We start from the raw sequence: 17830 nt of genomic DNA on the forward strand, positions 1-17830 counted from the left end.
CGGGTCCCGCACCTCGGGTGAACAGCAGGCGTGGACTGACGACCATACCGGATGGCGACGGGCTCGACCAGCTCGGCCGGCCCAGCGGACCGGCCGCCCGAGCTGGAAGAGCAGTTCCTGCGGCCTTGCGACGGGAGTGCGAGCTAGCGGGCCCGCGGGCCGAGAATGACGGGCATGCTGCGAGTGCTGTTGCCCAGCAGATTGTCCAGCGGGCTCAGCTCCTCGGGCCGGGCCGCGGCCCTGATGGCGGGAAACGCCGCGAACAACGCCTCCAGCGCCACCTCGGCCTCGACCCGCGCCAGAGGCGCGCCGAGGCAGAAGTGCGGCCCGTGCCCGAATGCCAGATGCGAGGCCGGCGGACGGCTGATGTCGAACCGGTCCGCGTCCGGCCCGTACTGGTCGGGATCGCGCCCGGCCGAGGCGAAGCAGGCCAGCACCGGCTCCCCGGCCCGCAGGTGCACGCCGTCGATTTCGACATCGCGCATGGCGTACCGGAACGGGAAGTAGGCGATGGGCGAGTCCCAGCGCAGCGTCTCCTCGACGGCGGCGCTGAACGGGCACCGGCCCGAGCGCAGCAGATCGAGTTGCCCCCGCACGTTGAGCAGGGCGCCGATGGCGTTGGTGATGAGGTTGACGGTGGTGACGTGCCCGGCGATGAACAGCAGGTCGATGGTGGCGAGCAGCTCCGACTCCGACAACCGGCCACCGTCCTGCTCCCGCAGCGTGATCAGATCGGTGATCAGGTCCTCTCCAGGCGTCTGCCGGCGCTCCTCGATGATCTGGTGGAGCAACGCGTGCAGAGTGCCGCGTACCTCCGGGCCGTCCTCGAGGTCGCCGCTGACCTGCGCGACCGCATCGGTGAGCTCGTGCAGCCTGTCCTGGTGAGCGCGCGGGATGCCGATCATCTCGGAGATCACCTCGCGCGGCAGCGGGTAGGCGAAGTCGCGCCGCAGGTCCACCGGCTGGTCGGGCGGCAGCTCCGCGAGCCGGTCGATCAGCTCGGCGGTGATCGCGGCGATCTTGGGCCGCAGCTGCTCGATCCGGCGCGGGCTGAACCCGGCGGCCAGCGGCGCGCGGAGCCGCCGGTGATCCTCACCTTCGGCGTTCAGCATGGAGATGTCGGTGACGATGCGGAAGATCGCGCTCCCTGGCCGGGCGCTGCCGCGTTCCGCGGGGTCCCAATAGCGGATCTCCCTGGTCATGTCCGGATGGGTCAGCACGGACAGCAGGGTCGCGTGCCGGGTGGCGGCCCAGGCGTCCACGCCCTCGGCCGTCACGGGCACGAGCGGCCCCGCGTGCCGCAGCCGCTCGTTGTCGGCGTGCAGCTCGCGGGTCGCCGGGTCGATGACGAATCGGATCAGCTCGGTCATGGGTCACCCCGTTCGTTGCCGGCCGACCGACAGCGCGGCGATGTCGATGCCGGGGTCCTTGCCGAGGTAGAGATCGCGGACCAGCTCGCCGGCGGCCGGCGCGTTGCACAGGCCGTGGCCCGAGAACCCGGTCGCGTACAGGAACGCCGGAGGCCCCGGCTGGTGGCCGATGAAGGCCGTCTTGTCCGGGCTGGCATCCCGCAGGCCGGTGACGGCCGTGTGCAGGGCCACGCCGGCCAGGCTCGGGTACGTCACCGCGAGCTGAGCGGCCACCCCGCGCCGCCAGGCCGCCCGATCGGGGCCCGGATAGCCCATGCCGATGAGCAGGCGGTCGCCGCGCACCCGTACCAGCAGGCCGCTGGCGGCGTGCAGGGTGACCGGGATGTCCGGCGTGCCCGGCGGCAGCAGGTCGGTGACCAGCAGCTCCTGCTCGGTCGGCTCGACCAGCGGAAGGTCCACGCCCGCGCAGCGCACGAGCGAGGCCGACCACGCGCCGGCGGCGCACACGATCGCGTCGGCGGTGATCTCGTCGTCCGCCGTGAACACCCGGCCGCCCAGCGCGTCGAGCCCGGTGACCGGGCAGCCGGTACGCAGCGTGGCGCCCGCCAGCTCGGCCGCCTCGGCGTAGGCGGTGACGATGGCGGTGGTGTCGGAGACGTAGGCCTGCGGCGAGTACGCGGCGGCCAGCAGCGGCAGGTCGCCGATGAGCGGATTGTGCTCCCTGGCCTCCTCCACGCTGATCAGGCCCACGTCCACACCGGCGTCCAGCTGGGCGGGCAGGTCGGCCTCGAAGGCCGTCACCTGCTCAGGCTCGCTGAACAAGACCAGGTAGCCGACCTGCCGCAGCGGCAGCTCGGTGCCCGGCCTGGCCGGGAACGCGCGGTAGGCGTCGAGGCTGCGCACGGCCAGCGCCGAGCTGACGGCGTTGCCGGCGAAGTACGACCGGACCACGTCGGCGGTGGCGCGCGAGGCGCCGGAGCCGAGCGCGCCGCGTTCCAGCAGCATGGTCTCGACCCCGGCCTCCGCCAGGTGGAAGGCGATCGACAGCCCGATCACGCCGCCGCCGATCACCGCCACTTCCGTGTCGCTCATGCGCCCTCCCCCTCTTTCGTCGGTCGCGCGCTCATACCGTCGCCTCCACGCGGCGCAGGCGGTCGCCGGCGTGCCACGGGAACAGGTGCAGGTTCCAGCCGCCGAGGCAGTTGCAGTAGAGCGCCATGTGAGCCATGGCCGAGATGTAATCGGCATGGCTGTTGAGGCGATCCAGCCCGTCCATGAGCCGCTTGGTGAAGCCCCACAGCGTGTCCAGGCCGCAGTAGCCGAGGAACTCCGCCGGGGTGTGGGCGAGCTGCCGGGTCATCTGGCGCAGCCACGGCAGCGGCATGCCGTCCAGGGCGGCGCGCACGAGGCCGCCGTAGCAGCTGTAGCCGAGCGGACGGGTCTCGCCGTTGACGAACAGCAGCGTGGTCAGGACCGTCTCGTAGCTGCCGGCCTGCGACGGGATCCGGCCCGCGTGCAGGTCGACCAGCTCGCGCGGCGGGTGGAGCCAGATGCGCTCGGTCTCGGCGTGCACGTCGGCGATCAGGCTGTTGAGCTCCGGGTCGCCGACGGGCAGCCGGGGCAGATCGTGGCCGCCTGGCTCGCCGGCCCGGCGCACCTCGGCGATGATCGGCTCCTTGGTGGTGTAGACGGACTGCCACACCTCGCGACCGGCCTCGACGAGAGCGTCGAGATCCTCCGGGACGACCTGGCCGATCGGCGTGGCGGTCATCGGTTCGGTCAGCCGGCCGTACTTGATGCCGAGGTGCTGCAGCCGCGAGCAGAACAGTGTCCCGTCAGGGACGGTGCGCCGGTCCACGCGGTAGGCCGCGGGCGCGTGCAGCAGCGAATGGACCGGTGCGACGTGGTACAGGTGATTGCCCGCGACCAGGGCGTGGCCTTGCAGGCTGCGGTACGGCAACGCGTCCCAGAAGCACTGGGCCAGGGCCGGGTTGCGCTGGTCGAGTTCGGCCGCCACGGTGATCCCGAGGGCGGGCCAGGCTATTTCCACACGCTTCGAGTCGTTCACAATGTGTCACTCTAACGTCACGTTTTGTGTCGATTCGGGCGGGGGTGGGCGCTTTACCGGGTCATGACCGCGTCTGGGGGAGCGGTTCAGCCGCCGTCCACCGGTGCCTGGGCCATGGTGTGACGGCCGGGCCGGACGTCGCGCCGGCGGTGGGCGGAGGGTCGTTAGGGGGCGAGGGCGGAGGGTAGCCGACCTGCTCAAAAGGCGATGACGAGGGGTGGATCCCGATGCGTGCGAGAAAGGTTTACATGACGGCCGGGGAGCGGCAGACGCACCTGGCCGGGAAAGCGGCCGCGGCCGGGATGGGCTTCTGCGCCGGAGCCGCGATCGCCTACCTGTTCGATCCTGCGCGGGGACGCTCCCGCCGGGCCAAGAGCCGCGACAAGGCGGCGCATGCGAGGCACGAGCTGCGTGACAGCCTGGGCGTCCTCCGCCGGGACCTGGCCAATCGCAGCCGCGGCTCGGCCGCCGCCGTGCGCTACCGTGTCGCCGGCCGGTCGGTCGACGACCGCGTGCTCTACGAGCGCGTACGGGCCGAGCTGGGCCGCCACGTCAGCTACCCGCACGCGGTGGAGGTCCACGTCCAGGACCGCGTCGTGAGGCTCGACGGCGACGTGCTCGCCACAGAGGACGAGCGGACCAGGCGGGCGCTCCGGCACATCCCCGGCGTCAAAGGCGTCGAGGCGCACTGGACTCCCTACGATGACGCGGCGCAGTCGCCGCGGCTCCAGGGCGCGGGCAGGCGCCGCGAACCGGTGCCCGAGCTGCTGCAGCAGCAGTGGTCGCCGACCACCAGGTTCCTGGCCGGCACGGCCGCCGCCGGCATGATGGCGCTGCCGGGCGGCCTGCCCCGGCCGGTCGCCTGGGCCGTCCGCGGCGCCGGCGCGCTGCTGGCCGCCCGCGCGGCGACGAACCTGCCGCTGCGGCGCCTGACCGGGCTCAAAGCCGGCCGGCACGCCGTCGACATCACGGAGGGCATCTCGATCGACGCGCCTGCCGCGACCGTGTGGTCGCTGGTGAGCGACTACTCGGCCTTCCCCCGCTTCATGCCGGACGTGCTCGAGGTACGCCGCTCCGCCGACGGCCGGACGTCCCACTGGACGATCAGCGGGCCCGCCGGGACGCCGATCCGGTTCGACGCCACCGAGATCAGGCGCGAGGAGGGCCGGGAGATCGCCTGGCAGTCGGCCGAAGGCGAACTCATCGCCCACACCGGCTCGCTGTGCCTGGACGAGCAGCCCGACGGCAGGACCCGCGTCCAGGTGCGGCTCGCCTACAACCCGGTGGCGGGCGCGGCAGGCCACGCCGTGGCGCGGCTGCTGGGCGCGAACCCGGCACGCAAGCTGCGGCAGGACCTGATGCGGCTGCGGTCGTACGCCGAGAGCCGGCGGCAACCGGCCGGCTCGCGCTAGGAGGACGGTTGTGATACGGATCTGAGCGATCGGCGCGCACCCGCAGGGAGTCCGCATGTCCCACCGCAAGACCCGGCTGCCCGGCCTGCTGCCCGAGCACCTGGACGAGGAGCAGGCCGAGGTCTACCGCGCCATCGCGGCCGGGCCGCGGGCGGCGGGGCCGCAGGCGTTCGCCCTCGCCGACGAGCGGGGACGGCTGCGGGGGCCGTTCAACGCGATGTTGCTGAGCCCGCCCGTCGGCCTGGCGTTGCAGGCGGTGGGCACGGCGGTGCGGTACGGCTCGGTCCTGAGCGCCCGGATCAGGGAGATGGCGATCCTCACCGTGGCCGCGCACTGGGGCAGCGACTTCGAGCGTGAGGCGCACGAGGCCGTGGGCCGTACGTGCGGCCTCACCGAGTCCGAGCTCGCCGCGCTGCGCGAGGGCCGCTTGGCCGGCCTGGACGACCCCGCGGAGCAGGCCGCCGTGCGCGCCGCGGCCGCGCTGGCCGGCGCGGGCGAGCTGACCGACGAAGAATACGCCGGCGCGGTCGCGGCGCTGGGGGAGCGGGGCCTGTTCGAGCTGACGACCCTGGTGGGCTACTACGCCACGCTGGCCATGCAGCTGAGGGTTTTCGCGGGCGAGCACAAGGAGAGCGAGCCGAGCGACCGCTCAGGGGGCGAACCAGACCTCGCCCCCCGTTCTGACGTGCGGCGGCCGGCCGGATGAACGCGCCCCGGGCGGCTACAGTTCGATGCTGGCGTTGAAGTGCGCCAGGCCCTCGGCGAAGGATGCCAGCTCCTGCCGGCTCCAGTCCTTCAGCACCGTGGCCAGGCCGCCGAGCCGGACGTCGCGCTCCGCCGCCACCCGCCGCAGTCCCTCGTCGGTGATGCGGAGCTTGCGCGCCATGCCACCCTCAGGGTCGGGGATGCGCTCGGCCAGGCCGCCGCGCAGCAGCACGGCCGTCTGCCGATTGACCGTGGAGGTGTCGAGCACGAACGCCTGCGCGAGCTGGCCGATCGACATCGGCCCCTCGGCCTCGAGCCGCCTGAGCAGGATGTAGCTGCTGCGTTCGAGCCGTTGCTCGGCGGGGCCGGCGGCGTACACATTGCGGGCGTCGCGGGCCGGACCCATCACGCCGCCGGGTGGCAGGAGGCGGCGGGGGAGCCCGCCAGGACGTCGCTGTAGTGGCCGAGCAGCTCCTCGCAGACGCTCACCCAGTCGCGCTCGCGCACGGACTGCCTGGCCTGCCGCGCCATGCGGGCACGCAGACCGGCGTCGGCGGCGAGCGCGGCGACGGCGGCGCGGAGCGCCGACGGCTCGCCGTGCGGATAGAGCAGGCCGTTGACGCCGGGTTCGACGAGGTCGAGCGGCCCGCCCGAGTCAGGCGCGACCACGGGCACGCCGGAGGCGAGCGCTTCCTGCACGGCCTGGCAGAAGGTCTCGTTGCTGCCGGTGTGCACGAAGACGTCGAGCGAGGCGAGGACGCGGGACAACTCGGCCCCGGTGCGCAGGCCGAAGAACTCCGCCTGCGGCAGCAGCCGCCGCAGCCGCCCCTCCATGGGGCCCGCCCCCACGACGGCCAGCCGGACTCCCGGCAGGTCGGCCAGCGCGGCCAGCAGCTGGGGCTGCTTCTCGGCGGCCAGGCGGCCCATGTAGCCGACGATGGTCTCGCCGCCAGGGGCGAGCCGGTCGCGCAGACGCCGGCAGCGATGGCCGGGGTGGAAGAGGCCGAGGTCGACGCCGCGCCCCCACAACGCCAGCCGGGGGATGCCGCGGCCGGCCAGCTCGTGCAGGGTCGGCGTGGACGGGACGAGGGTCCGGGCGGCACCGCGGTGCATGCGGCGCAGCCAGGACCAGATGATCGCGTCCCCGCAGCGTAGGCCGTACTGGCGGGCGAACCCCGCCAGATCGGTCTGGAACACGGCGACCGTCGGCACGCCGAGGCGGCGCGCGGCGGCCAGCCCGGCCCCGCCGAGCACGGCGGGCGAGGCGAGATGGACGAGGTCGGGCTTGAAGCCGGCCAGCGTGCGCGCGATGCCGCGGCCGGGCAGGCCGACCCTGACGGAGCGGTAGAACGGCAGCGTGAGGCTGGGGACCGGGTGGACGGGGAAGCCGGCGTACGCAGGGGGAGCGGGATCCGGGGCGATCACCAGGGCGTCGTGCCCGGTGGCGGCCAGGTGGTCAAGGATGCGGCACACCGAGTTCGTGACCCCGTTCACCTGGGGCAGGAACGACTCGGCCACGATGGCGACCCTCATGTCCTGTTTCATCCCGTTCCAGAGCGACGTGCAGGTCACCGGCAGTCGCCCGTTGGGCGAATTCCCCGGCAACCCCATCCCTGTCGACCTGCGCCCAGAGCTCCCTCGCGATGAGCACCGTGAAGGCGGGCAGGAAGTCCCAGCTGCGCCGCGCCAGCCAGGCGGTGCCCGCGGTGGCCAGCCAGAACGCGCTCGCCCACGCGCTCGGCTCGGCGCCGGTCGGCTCCGGGGCGGGCGGCCGCACGGCGAGGCCGCGTGCGCCTAACTCGGCGGCGGCGAGCCGGGCGAGACTGCGGTGGCCGCGTTCGCTGGGGTGCATGCGGTCGACGCTCCACATGCCCGGCTCGTACAACGCGGGATGCCGGGCGAGGTCCAGGTGCGCGGTCCCGTGGCCGTGGGACAGGCCCGCCACGATCGTGTTGATGACGTGGATGCGGCGGGCGAGGGGGCGGCGCAGCAACGCCGGGATCCGCAACATCAGGCCCGGATCGGGCAGGGTGGCGGTCACCACGGTGATCCGGTCCGCGCTCAGCCGTGTCACCAGGTGCTCCAGATCGGCGGCGATCTCCGCGGGCCGGAAGTCGCCGCGCAGCGTGTCGTTCACGCCGACCAGCACGGTGACGACGGACGGGCGCAGGGCCAGAGCGCGCGGCAGCTGGTCGTGCACGACGTCGTGGACGCGGGCGCCGCAGGCGGCGAGGTTGGTCAACTCGGCGGGGGCCAGCGACTCGGCCAGCAGGCCGGCCCAGCCGCGCCCGGGCACGGAGTCGCCCAGGCCGACCGTGACGGAGTCGCCCAGGGCGGCGATGCGGATCATCGCACCTCCGTGTCGATCACGCTGTGCGCCCGCAGGAATCCCTGGACCGCCGCGGGCCAGCCGTACCGTTCGGCCTGAGCACGCGCCATCGAGCGCCGGGCCGGATCGGACAGGAGGGTCTCGATCGCGTCCGCGTAAGCGGCCGGGTCGTCGCGTACCGCCGCTCCCGCCGGGCCGACGACCTCCGGCAGGGCGCTGTCGCGGGACACCACGACCGGGGTCCCGCTGGCGAGCGCCTCCAGCGCGGCCAGGCCGAAGGTCTCCACCGGCCCGGGCGCGACGGACAGGTCTGCGGTGGCGAGCAGCGCGGACAGCTCCTGCCGGTCGGCCACGTGGCCGAGGAAGCGCACCGGCAGCCCCTCCGCCTGGCGCGCCAGCCGGGGCCGCAGTGGCCCGTCCCCGGCCACCACGAGCACCGCGGGCAGGCCCCGGCGGCGCAGCTCCGCCAGGGCCCGGATGGAGCGGTCCGGCCGTTTCTCCGGCGACAGCCGCCCGCAGTGGACCAGCAGCGGCTGACCGGGCGCGGCCAGGCGCGCACGCAGGCCGCGGTCGAAGCGCCCCGGGCCGAACGTGGTGAGGTCCACCCCGAGCGGCACGCGGACCAGGTTCGGCACGCCGAGCCTGGTGAACTCGGCCGCGGCCCAGCCGGTCGTGCACACCACGGTGTCGAAGGCGGCGGCCGTCGCGCGGTTGAGCGGGTCGGCGAGCCGGCCGAGGGGGCCGTACATGCGCAGCAACGCCGACAGGCTCTCGTGCGAGACCATGACCGAGCGCACGCCGGCGGCCCGCGCCCACGCGCCCGTCCACCGCAGCGTGGTGCGGTCGGACACCTCCAGCCGGTCGGGCGCCAGCTCCTCCAGCAGCCGGCGCAGCCTCCGCCGGCCGGTGATGACCCGGTAGCCGCCGAGACCCGGCACCACCGGGCCGGGCAGGGTGATCACCCTCCCGGCAGGGGTGAGCTCGTCGCCGGCGCTCGCTCCCGGCGTGATCAGAACGGGCTCGTGGCCCGCCGCCGCGTATCCGGCGCCGAGCTCGTGCAGGGCGGTACGCAGCCCGCCCGACGTAGAAGTGACGAAGTTCGCTACCCGAACGATGCGCACACCGGATTGCTTGCCGGGCACCCGTCCTAACGCGCTAATTCAGCATGAACCTGTCCATAATGGTGTTCAACGGACGCTCCGCGACCTTGTCGATGACCATCGCGGCGCCTACCGAGAACAGCGCGATCGGCCACGCCACCGGGCCGAGCGGCGTGGAGCCGAAGAAGTGGCTGAGGCCGGGCGTCTGCACGATCGCGGCCAGCGCCACCGCCGAGCCCACGGCGCTCAGCAGCACGGTCCGGTCCCGTCCCGCGGTCTGCACCGTCTGGGCCAGCTGGGTGCCGACGAGCGCGACCAGCCCGACCGTGCGCGCTCGCGCCGGTGTGCCGGTGAACTTGGCCAGCGTCCACCCGATCCCCGCGCCGAGCGACGTGATCACGGCACGCCGGGCGATGTCACGCGTGAGCGCCTGGCCCAGCGAGCTTTCCGGACCCTCCTGCAACAGGTTCGCCGCCTCCTCGGGCGAGGGGGCGCGCAGCGCGATGGCCAGCGCGGGCGCCAGGTCCGTGAGCATGTTGACCAGCAGCAGCTGGCGGGCCGACAGCGGGGAGGAGCCGGCGGCAAGCGCGCCGAGCAGGGTGAAGCCGATCTCGCCCAGGTTGCCGCCCACCAGGATGGCCAGCGCCTCGCGGACCGAGGCCCACATGGCGCGGCCCTCCGCCAGCGCCGAGACGATGGTCTCCAGCCGGTCGTCGCTCACGATGATGTCGGCGGCGGCCCGCGCCGCCGGGGTGCCGGTGAGGCCCAGCGCGATGCCGACGTCGGCCAGCCGGATCCCGGCGGCGTCGTTCGCGCCGTCGCCGGTCATCGCCACCACCTTGCCGATCCGCTGGAACGAGCGCACGACCCGGACCTTCTGCTCCGGCGTGCAGCGGGCCACCACGTCGACGGAGGGCAGCCGCTCGTCCAGCTCCGTGTCGTCCAGGGCGTCCAGCTCCGCGCCGGTGAGCACCCGTGGCTCGGCCTCGATCAGCTCGGCGGCGATGGCGCTGGCCGTGCTGGGATGATCTCCGGTGATCATGACGATCTGCACGCCGGCCGCGCGCAGGCGGGTCACGGCCGGGCTGGCGGTGTGCCGCACCACGTCGGCCAGGCCGAGCAGCCCGGCGAAGGTCAGGTCGGCCACGTCGCCGTCGTCGAGATCGTCGCGCCCCGTCACCGGGCGTTCGGCCACGGCCAGCACGCGGTGCCCGGAGGCGGCCAGACGCTCGACGTGTTCCTCGACGCGGTGCCGTTCCTTGTCGTCCAGAGGGCGCTCCTGGCCGTTCACCCGTACGCGGGTGCAGCGCGGCAGCACGGTCTCGGGCGCGCCCTTGACGCTGAGCAGCCTGGTCCGCCCGTTCTTGCCGAGGGTGGCGTGGAAACCCCTGGACGGCTCGAACGGCAGCGCCGCCAGCTCACGCCAGCCGTGCACCCCCGTTCTGCGGCTCACCCCGGCGGCCTCGGCGCCGGCGGCGACGGCCGCGTCGGTCAGGTGGCTGTGCTCGCCGTTGCCCTCCCGGCGGGGCGTCGCGCGCAGTCCGGTGGCCAGGACCGTGTCGAGATCGCCCAGCCTCCGCACGGACACCTCGCGGCGGGCGTCGCAGACGCGGGTCAGCCGGATCTCGCCCGCGGTCAGCGTGCCCGTCTTGTCGAAGCACAGCACCTGGACCCGGCCGAGCGCCTCGATGGTCCGCGGATCGCGTACGTGCACGCCGTGCGCCGACAGCCGGCGGGTCGCCGCCAGCTGCGCCGCGCTGACCAGCAGCGGAAGCCCTTCGGGCACCGCGGCCACGGCGAGGCTGACGCCCTCGGCGAGCGCCTGGCGCAGAGGCCGGCCGCGCACCAGGCCGGCCAGCGTCAGCACCGCCGCCGCACCGCCGGCGATCGGCGTGGTGGCCCGGGTGATCCGCGCCAGCCGGTCGGCCACCCCGCTGCGCGGGGCGCGCTCCTCGGCGGCGGCCAGGGCGCGGCCCGTCTCCGTGGCCTCACCCACGGCCACCACCACGGCCGTGGCCGTGCCGGCCGCGATCGAGGTTCCCTCGTACAGCATGGAGCGCCGATCGGCCACGTCCCTGGCGAAGACCGGCGCGGCGTTCTTGGCCACGGGGAGGGACTCCCCGGTCAACGCCGACTCGTCGGCCTCGAGCCCGACCGCCGCCACGATCCGGCAGTCGGCGGGCACCACCTGGCCCGCCGAGAGCACCACCACGTCGCCGGGGACCAGGTCGCGGGCGTCGGCGTCGTGTTCCTCGCCGTGACGCAGGACCCGCGCGCGGACGCGTACGTGCCCGGCCAGCTCGGCCAGCGTGCGCGCGGTGGCCACCCGCTGCACGCCGCCGGCCAGCGCCGACAGCCCCATCACGCCGGAGACCAGGGCCGCGTCCACGACAGAGCCCACCGCGGCCGAGCCCACCGCGCCGGCCGCGAGCACGGGCGTGAACGGGTTGGCCAGCTCCGCCGCCGTCTCGCGCAGCAGCGACGGCCGCCTGCCGTTGGCGGCGACCGGTGTCCGCCTGCGCGCCGCCTCCCCTTCGCTCAGCCCGCCAGGGCCGGTGTCCAGCTCGCGCAGCACCGTCTCGACCGGCATCGCGTGCCACGGCCGCGGATCGGCCGGAGTGAGGGCGGGCGTCAGCGTGGTACGCCAGGCACGCCAGGCGCCGTGGCCCATCGACAGGCAGGTCGCGACGTGCATCGCCGTCAGGGCGTTGCCCGCAGAGCGCGGGGCGGGAGAGGTGAGGGCGAACAGGGCGCCCACGCCGGTGCCGCCGCGGGCCAGCCGCACCCCGCCGGCGGCCACCTCGCGTGCCGCCGGGATGGCGGCGATCAGCGCGACCAGAGGCCGCAGATCGTCGTCGAGCAGCAGATGGGCGCCCCAGGGAGGCGGGGCCGGGGCGCCGGCCGCCGAGCCGGTGCGGGCCCCCGGGGTGACCCCGGCTCCGCAGTCGGCCTGCGCCAGGGCCTGGGGGTCGGAGGACACCAGCAGCACGCCCGCCCCGCCGGCCTGCAGCTCCCGCACCCGCTCCGCGCCCGCACCGGGCCGCACGATCACGCGCAGCCCGGCCTTGCGCGCGGCCGCCACGGCCGCCTCCGCGTCCGGCGAGCGCTGCCGCACGGTCTCGGCGCTCGCCTGCTTCTCGCCGTCGCGGGTCAGGGTGAGCCGCCGGCCGCGGGCCCGCAGCCGCCACGGCCCCTCCTCCTGCGCGGCCTCCGGCCGGTCGGGGTCGAACAGCCGGTAGAGCCACGTGGCGATCTCCTCATGGTCGGCGCCGGGCGCGGGCCGCACCTCGCCGATCGCACTGCGTGGCGACAGCAGGACGTCCTCGTCGAACACGACCGTGTCGATCCGGTCCAGGCGCCGCAGCGCCGCGCGGTCGGCGATCACCACGCCGCGGCGCGACAACACGAAGCCCAGCTCGGCCGCGAACGTTTCGCGTCCCGCGAACGCCGGCTTGGGCGTGCAGATCATCGCCGTCTGCAGGCCGCGCCGGGCGTTCATGCTCAGCAGCGAGCCGACCAGGCCGCCCAGCGGCGCACCGGCGAGCAACTGGTCGGCGTAGCGGTCGGCGGGGCCGGGCGGCAGCGGGACGGGCCGCTCGGCGGGGACCGCGGAGGCGGCGGCCTGCTCCGGCGTCCCGGTCAGGCGCTCGTGCACCGCCTGCCACGCGCTGTCCACGGCGTGGTTCTCCCTGATCTGCACCAGACGCTGGGCCGTGTCGACCACCAGCCCCGTCAGGCCGGGCGCCAGCCCTTTCACGGCGGCGCTCGCCACCGGCAGCCACGTCCTCAGCGCGGGAAGGGGGATCGCGTCGTCGATCGCGTCGCGGAGCCGCGGCAGGTTGTCGACCAACGACACCAGGCCGGCGACCTCCCCGGGCAGCGGGGTGCGGTGGAGGAGCCACTCCACGCCGGTCGCCGCGATGCCGCCCAGGTCCGCCGCCAGGACCAGCCCGGGCGGCGGTTCGGCGGCCACCCGCGACCCGGCCTTGGCCTCCGCCTCCTCCAGCGCCCTCATCAGCTCGGCGGTGTCGGCGGGCGGGTCGTCCAGCGCCACGATCGCCCGGCTCAGCGGCACGTTGACCCGGGCCCACCGCACGCCCGGGACCGCCTGCAGCCTGCCCTCGATCTCGGCCGCCAGGACCGGCTCGCGCAGCAGCTCCAGATGGATGCGGCCCGGATATGTCCAGGTCGAGCGCCCGCCGAGAGCGCCGACCGCGTCCGTCACACGGCGCAGGGTACGAGTGAGGTGTCCGAGCATGGGTGTCCCCGTACCCCGCCAGCCGGGATCAGTCGAGGACGTTCATTAAATCTCCATGAACAACGCCTTTACCGCACGCCCCTGCAGCCCGCTCCGTGCCCAGGCGGAAGCGATCACGCAGATCACTCCCGCCACTATTTAGGTTTGCCTAATTTTTGTGTACTTTGTACGCATGACTCAGCCTCCGAAGGCCGGGTGGACGCTGGCCGTGGTCTGCCTGGCCGCGGTTCTGCTCACCCTGGACATCACGATCGTCAACGTCGCGCTCCCGGAGATCGCGGGTGAGCTGCAGGCCCGTCTGGACGGCCTGCAGTGGGCCATCAACGGCTACACGCTCGCCTTCGCCGCCTTGTTGCTCACCGCGGGATCGGTCTCCGACCGCGTCGGCCGCCGCGCGATCTTCACGGCCGGGGTCGCGCTGTTCACCGCCGCCTCCGCGGCCTGCGGGGCGGCCTGGAGCCCGGGCGCGCTGACGGCCTTCCGCATCGCGCAGGGGGTCGGCGGCGCGATGATCATGGGCACCGCGATGGCGCTCATCGCCGGCGCCTATCCGGCGGGCCGCGCCCGGCAGGGCGCCATCGGGGCGTTCTCCGCCGCGGGCGGCGCGGCCGCCGGGCTCGGGCCGCTGGTCGGCGGCCTGATGGTGGACACGCTCGGCTGGCGGTGGATCTTCTGGATCAACCTGCCCGTGGGGGCGATCCTGCTGGCCGGGACGCTGCTGCGGCTGCGCGAGCCGGCCAGGGAGGCACCCGCCGGCCGGATCGACGTGGCCGGCGCCGTGCTGGCCGTCACCATGCTCTTCGCCCTCAACTACGCGCTGATCGCCGGTCCCGGCCAGGGCTGGGGCTCACCCGGGGTGCTGGCGGCGCTGCTCGCCGGTCTGGTGCTGCTCGGCCTGTTCGTCGCGGTGCAGGCCCGCCGCCCGCACGCCGTGCTGGACGTGCGCTTGTTCCGGATGCCGACGTTCACCGGCGCGGTGCTGCTGACGTTCCTGGCCAGGATCACCAGTTTCGGCATCCTGCCGTACCTGATCCTGTGGCTGCAGGGCATGCTCGGGCACTCTCCGCTGGAGACCGGGCTGCGGCTGCTGGCCCTGACCCTGCCCATCCTGATCGTCGCCCCGCTGGCCGGTCGGCTGGGGGAGCGGATCCCCGCGTCCCGGCTGCTGGCCGGGGGCTTCGCGCTGATCGCCATCGCCTTCGTCCTGATGGCCAGGGTGGGGCCGGACAGCTCGTGGCTCGTCGCGCTGCCCGGCTTCGTGCTGCTCGGCGCCGGCGGGGCCTTGGCCTTCCCACCGCTGCTGGGCGTCACGCTCGACGTCGTGCCCGGCGAACGGGCGGGCATGGCCTCGGGCCTGTCCAACACCTTCTTCCCGCTGGGCACGGCCACCGGTGTGGCCGCGTTCGGGGCGATCTTCACGACCCGGATCGAGGCCGAGCTCCCCGGGCAGGCCGCGGTGGTGGCCGGCGGCCGGTTCGACCTGGTGAGCCAGTCCGCCCAGGAGACGGCCAGGAACGCCTTCACCGGCGCGCTGGCCACCACCTGCCTGGTGGCCGCGGCCGCGGGGCTGGCCGGCGTGGCGATCTCACTGCTGCTCATCCGGGCTCGCGACAGGCGGCCGGTCCCCGTGGGGTGAAACCTAGGGAAAGCCCTAGGGCGTCCCCGGAGGCGGCCGCTGCCCGTTCCGTGCCAACCTGCGGGAATTCGATCCGCGCGGCCGCCCGGGCCCCTTCCGGCCGACAGGGCCGCGCCACGACGCCTGGGGGTGGGCAAGGCATGACCGAGGCATCAGAGACGATGGCGAAGCGGCTGGCCGACGCGGTGGAGTTGCCGGACTTCCTGCGCACCGCGGGCACGTTGACGCTCGCCGACCGGCGCACGCTGGTCCAGCAGGCGCTCGTGCTCATCGAGCAGAACTACGTGCACCTGCCGCTCAAGGCCGCGATGCACGCCGTGAACCCGGTCCAGCGGCTCAGGCTGCTGGCCCAGCGACTCGGCCGGCAGAGCGAGACGGGCATGGACCCGGAGTGGCGCTTCCACCAGGAGCTGTCAGAGATCTTCCACTCGATGCGCGACCTGCACACCAACTACCTGCTGCCGGTGCCGTTCTCCGGCAAGATCGCGTACCTGCCGTACCAGATCGAGGAGTACTTCGAGGGCGACGAGCCGCACTACGTGGTGACCAGGGTCGTCGAGGGCTTCTCCGCTCCCGGGTTCGGCCCCGGCGTGGAGGTGACGCATTGGAACGGGGTGCCGATCGAGCGGGCGGTGGCGCTCAACGCGGTACGCTTCGCCGGCAGCAACGCGGCGGCGCGGCACTCGCGCGGCCTGCAGTCGCTCACCCTCCGGCCGCTGCGCATCCACGTGCCGCCCGACGAGGACTGGGTGGTGCTCACCTACGTCAACGGCGACGGGATCTCCCGGGAGCTGCGGGAGAAGTGGCGCATCACCGAGAACGTGCCGCCCTTCGTCGACGCCGACGAGCTCAGCACCGCGGCCGTGGCTCAAGGGCTCGACCTCGGCACGGACGAGATCGGCCGCGCCGTCACGATGTTGTACGTGCCCACGTCGGTCACGGCGCGGGAGTCGCTGGCCTTCGCGGACCTGACGACCGAGCCCGCGGCGCCGGGCGCGGACGTCCCGACGTCCATGCCGGCGGTGTTCCGGGCCAGGAGCGTGGTCACCGCGTCCGGCACGTACGGCCACATCCGCGTGTTCACGTTCAACGTCAACAACCCCGACGGGTTCGTACGGGAGTTCGTCCGGCTCATCGAGCTGCTGCCGCAGAACGGGCTCATCGTGGACGTACGCGGCAACGGCGGCGGGCACATCTTCGCCAGCGAGTTCCTCCTGCAGACGCTCACCCCCCACCCGATCTCCCCGGAGCCGACGCAGTTCATCGCGACGCCGCTCAACCTGCGGATCTGCGGGCAGCACAAGAACAACCCGACCGGCCAGATCGACCTCACGCCGTGGTGCAGGTCGATGGAGCAGGCGCTGGAGACGGGCGCCGTCTACTCCGGCGGCTTCACCATCACGCCCGCCGACGGGGCCAACGCCATCGGCCAGCGCTACCACGGCCCCGTCGTGCTGATCACCGACGCCCGCTGTTACTCGGCGACCGACATCTTCGCCGCCGGTTTCCAGGACCACAAGATCGGCCCCGTCCTCGGCGTGGACGGCAACACCGGCGCCGGCGGCGCCAACGTGTGGACGCACCAGCTGCTCAGCACGCTGCTGGAGCTGCCGGAACCGGCCGCGGACACGCCGTACAGGCCGCTGCCGGGGCAGGCGAACATGCGGGTGTCGATCCGGCGCACCCTGCGCGTGCACGACCTCGCGGGCACCCCCGTCGAGGACCTCGGCGTCGTGCCCGACCAGCGGCACCGCATGACGCGCAGGGACGTGCTCCAGGGCAACACGGACCTGCTCGAACGGGCCGGGCAGCTGCTGGCCGGCCGGTCGGTGCGCCGCCTCGAGGCGCAGGTGGCCGCGGCGAGCGGCGAGCTGACCCTGCGGAGCCGGCTCGTGGACCGGGCCGACGTCTACCTCGACGGTCGGCCGCGACTGTCGGTGGACCTGGCGCAGGAGTCCGTGACGTTCCCCGTCCCGGGGATCGGCGCCGCCCAGGTGGTCCGGGTGGAGGGTTTCAAGGAAGGGGAGCTCGTCGCGGCCCGCACGATCGTCCGCTGACCCCGCTCACACGCGCAGCAGCGACGGCCAGGTCTTGGGCCCGACGACGCCGTCCTCGTCGAGGCCCTCGGCCTGCTGGAACCCGCGGACGAGCTCGACCAGGCCGGTGTCGCAGCGGGTGGACGTCAACCAGCCCTCGAGCCCGTCCTGGACGCCGGTGTAGGCGGCCCGCGGCACGTGACCGCGGGCGAACAGGCAGCCTCTGACCGTCTTGACGTCGGCGTTGTCGTCACCGAGGCGGATCAGCGGCAGGTTCTTCACGATGGTCTCCGTCCAGGATGGGTCCGGGTCGCCCTTGATGATGGCGGCGACGGACGCCCGGAAGTCGTTCATATCGAGGGAGTGCGGGTCCGGTTTGGCGGTGTTGACCTCCCGGTGCGCCTTCACCCGGGAGGCCGGCAGCCCGAACTCGCGGCACAGCTCCGCGCACAGCCGGATGTAGGCCTCGACCTGCGCCGCGGGCCAGGGCTGGAAGCCGTTGTTCTCCGCCTCGATGCCGATCGAGCTGGAGTTGTCGTGCCGCGGGGAGGTCGACGGGGCGTTGTGCCAGCACCGTCCGGCGGCGATGACGTAGATCCGCCCGGACCTGCCGAGCCCGAAGTGCGACAGCGGCCCGTCCAGTCCGGGGCGGCCGTCGCGCACCACAGCCAGCGACGGGTAGTCGCCGCCGGCCGGCGGGCCCGCGGTGTGGTGACAGACGATGCCCTGCACCTCGGGCTGCGGCCCGTGACCGCGGGTCTTCCATCCGGCCACTTCGGTCACCGGTCCGCCGGTGCGGCGGGCGACGTCGGCGAGCTGGGTCAGGAACGGCATGATCAGGAACCTTCATCGCAATCGTCGCGGGCAGTTGCTTACAGATCTTTAGCATGCCCTATCTCTGCGTGATCGCGAGAAT

General features: G+C 73.9%; 13 protein-coding genes. 4 read left to right on the forward strand and 9 right to left on the reverse strand.

From position 1 onward, the window contains the following. Positions 1-143: 143 nt before the first annotated feature. The 3 genes from OHA25_RS35130 to OHA25_RS35140 are packed head-to-tail and all read right to left on the reverse strand — an operon-like array spanning position 144 to position 3438. Positions 144-1370, reverse strand: a complete 1227-nt coding sequence (locus OHA25_RS35130; RefSeq protein ID WP_327581206.1) for a cytochrome P450 family protein — start codon at positions 1368-1370, stop codon at positions 144-146. A gap of 3 nt (positions 1371-1373) precedes the next feature. Continuing rightward, positions 1374-2462 (reverse strand): NAD(P)/FAD-dependent oxidoreductase, encoded by a 1089-nt coding sequence (locus OHA25_RS35135; protein WP_327581207.1) that lies wholly within the window; start codon positions 2460-2462, stop codon positions 1374-1376. A gap of 31 nt (positions 2463-2493) precedes the next feature. Beyond that, positions 2494-3438, reverse strand: coding sequence for a hypothetical protein (locus tag OHA25_RS35140; protein WP_327581208.1), 945 nt, complete (start codon positions 3436-3438; stop codon positions 2494-2496). Between the two features lie 227 nt (positions 3439-3665). Between OHA25_RS35140 and OHA25_RS35145 the strand changes: the two genes are divergently transcribed. Beyond that, positions 3666-4850 carry an SRPBCC family protein gene (locus tag OHA25_RS35145; protein WP_327581209.1) on the forward strand — a complete coding sequence of 395 codons (1185 nt, stop codon included), beginning with the start codon at positions 3666-3668 and terminating at the stop codon, positions 4848-4850. Between the two features lie 55 nt (positions 4851-4905). Further along, positions 4906-5556: a carboxymuconolactone decarboxylase family protein gene (locus tag OHA25_RS35150; protein WP_327581210.1), complete on the forward strand. Its 651-nt coding sequence runs from the start codon at positions 4906-4908 to the stop codon at positions 5554-5556. A gap of 15 nt (positions 5557-5571) precedes the next feature. Here the strand turns inward: OHA25_RS35150 and OHA25_RS35155 are convergent, their stop codons facing one another. From OHA25_RS35155 to OHA25_RS35175, 5 genes are read right to left on the reverse strand one after another with little or no spacing between them, the layout of a single operon-like run. Continuing rightward, the gene (locus tag OHA25_RS35155; RefSeq protein ID WP_327581211.1) at positions 5572-5961 is read right to left on the reverse strand and encodes a MarR family winged helix-turn-helix transcriptional regulator; all 390 of its coding nucleotides are present in this window, start codon (positions 5959-5961) and stop codon (positions 5572-5574) included. Next, positions 5961-7088: a glycosyltransferase family 4 protein gene (locus OHA25_RS35160; RefSeq protein WP_327581212.1), complete on the reverse strand. Its 1128-nt coding sequence runs from the start codon at positions 7086-7088 to the stop codon at positions 5961-5963. The genes OHA25_RS35155 and OHA25_RS35160 overlap by 1 nt, the downstream gene beginning before the upstream one ends. Next, positions 7012-7905, reverse strand: a complete 894-nt coding sequence (locus OHA25_RS35165; protein ID WP_327581213.1) for an SGNH/GDSL hydrolase family protein — start codon at positions 7903-7905, stop codon at positions 7012-7014. The genes OHA25_RS35160 and OHA25_RS35165 overlap by 77 nt, the downstream gene beginning before the upstream one ends. Continuing rightward, positions 7902-9005, reverse strand: coding sequence for a glycosyltransferase (locus OHA25_RS35170; RefSeq protein WP_327581214.1), 1104 nt, complete (start codon positions 9003-9005; stop codon positions 7902-7904). The genes OHA25_RS35165 and OHA25_RS35170 overlap by 4 nt, the downstream gene beginning before the upstream one ends. Before the next feature lie 34 nt (positions 9006-9039). After that, positions 9040-13209, reverse strand: a complete 4170-nt coding sequence (locus tag OHA25_RS35175; RefSeq protein WP_327581215.1) for an HAD-IC family P-type ATPase — start codon at positions 13207-13209, stop codon at positions 9040-9042. 205 nt (positions 13210-13414) lie between these two features. Between OHA25_RS35175 and OHA25_RS35180 the strand changes: the two genes are divergently transcribed. Continuing rightward, positions 13415-14878, forward strand: coding sequence for an MFS transporter (locus OHA25_RS35180; protein WP_327581216.1), 1464 nt, complete (start codon positions 13415-13417; stop codon positions 14876-14878). Between the two features lie 140 nt (positions 14879-15018). After that, positions 15019-16935: a S41 family peptidase gene (locus OHA25_RS35185; RefSeq protein ID WP_327581217.1), complete on the forward strand. Its 1917-nt coding sequence runs from the start codon at positions 15019-15021 to the stop codon at positions 16933-16935. A 6-nt stretch (positions 16936-16941) separates the two neighbouring features. Here the strand turns inward: OHA25_RS35185 and OHA25_RS35190 are convergent, their stop codons facing one another. Next, positions 16942-17748, reverse strand: coding sequence for a peptidoglycan recognition protein family protein (locus tag OHA25_RS35190; RefSeq protein ID WP_327581218.1), 807 nt, complete (start codon positions 17746-17748; stop codon positions 16942-16944). Positions 17749-17830: the final 82 nt, after the last annotated feature.

The organism is Nonomuraea sp. NBC_00507 (assembly GCF_036013525.1).
In the GTDB taxonomy this organism is placed as follows: Bacteria; Actinomycetota; Actinomycetes; order Streptosporangiales; family Streptosporangiaceae; genus Nonomuraea.

Excerpts from the sequence above, each read along its gene's own strand:
- OHA25_RS35130 (WP_327581206.1), bottom strand. The coding sequence starts at position 1,370 with ATGACCGAGCTGATCCGATTCGTCATCGACCCGGCGACCCGCGAGCTG.
- OHA25_RS35135 (WP_327581207.1), bottom strand. The coding sequence starts at position 2,462 with ATGAGCGACACGGAAGTGGCGGTGATCGGCGGCGGCGTGATCGGGCTG.
- OHA25_RS35145 (WP_327581209.1), top strand. The coding sequence starts at position 3,666 with ATGCGTGCGAGAAAGGTTTACATGACGGCCGGGGAGCGGCAGACGCAC.
- OHA25_RS35150 (WP_327581210.1), top strand. The coding sequence starts at position 4,906 with ATGTCCCACCGCAAGACCCGGCTGCCCGGCCTGCTGCCCGAGCACCTG.
- OHA25_RS35155 (WP_327581211.1), bottom strand. The coding sequence starts at position 5,961 with ATGGGTCCGGCCCGCGACGCCCGCAATGTGTACGCCGCCGGCCCCGCC.
- OHA25_RS35160 (WP_327581212.1), bottom strand. The coding sequence starts at position 7,088 with ATGAGGGTCGCCATCGTGGCCGAGTCGTTCCTGCCCCAGGTGAACGGG.
- OHA25_RS35165 (WP_327581213.1), bottom strand. The coding sequence starts at position 7,905 with ATGATCCGCATCGCCGCCCTGGGCGACTCCGTCACGGTCGGCCTGGGC.
- OHA25_RS35180 (WP_327581216.1), top strand. The coding sequence starts at position 13,415 with ATGACTCAGCCTCCGAAGGCCGGGTGGACGCTGGCCGTGGTCTGCCTG.
- OHA25_RS35185 (WP_327581217.1), top strand. The coding sequence starts at position 15,019 with ATGACCGAGGCATCAGAGACGATGGCGAAGCGGCTGGCCGACGCGGTG.
- OHA25_RS35190 (WP_327581218.1), bottom strand. The coding sequence starts at position 17,748 with ATGCCGTTCCTGACCCAGCTCGCCGACGTCGCCCGCCGCACCGGCGGA.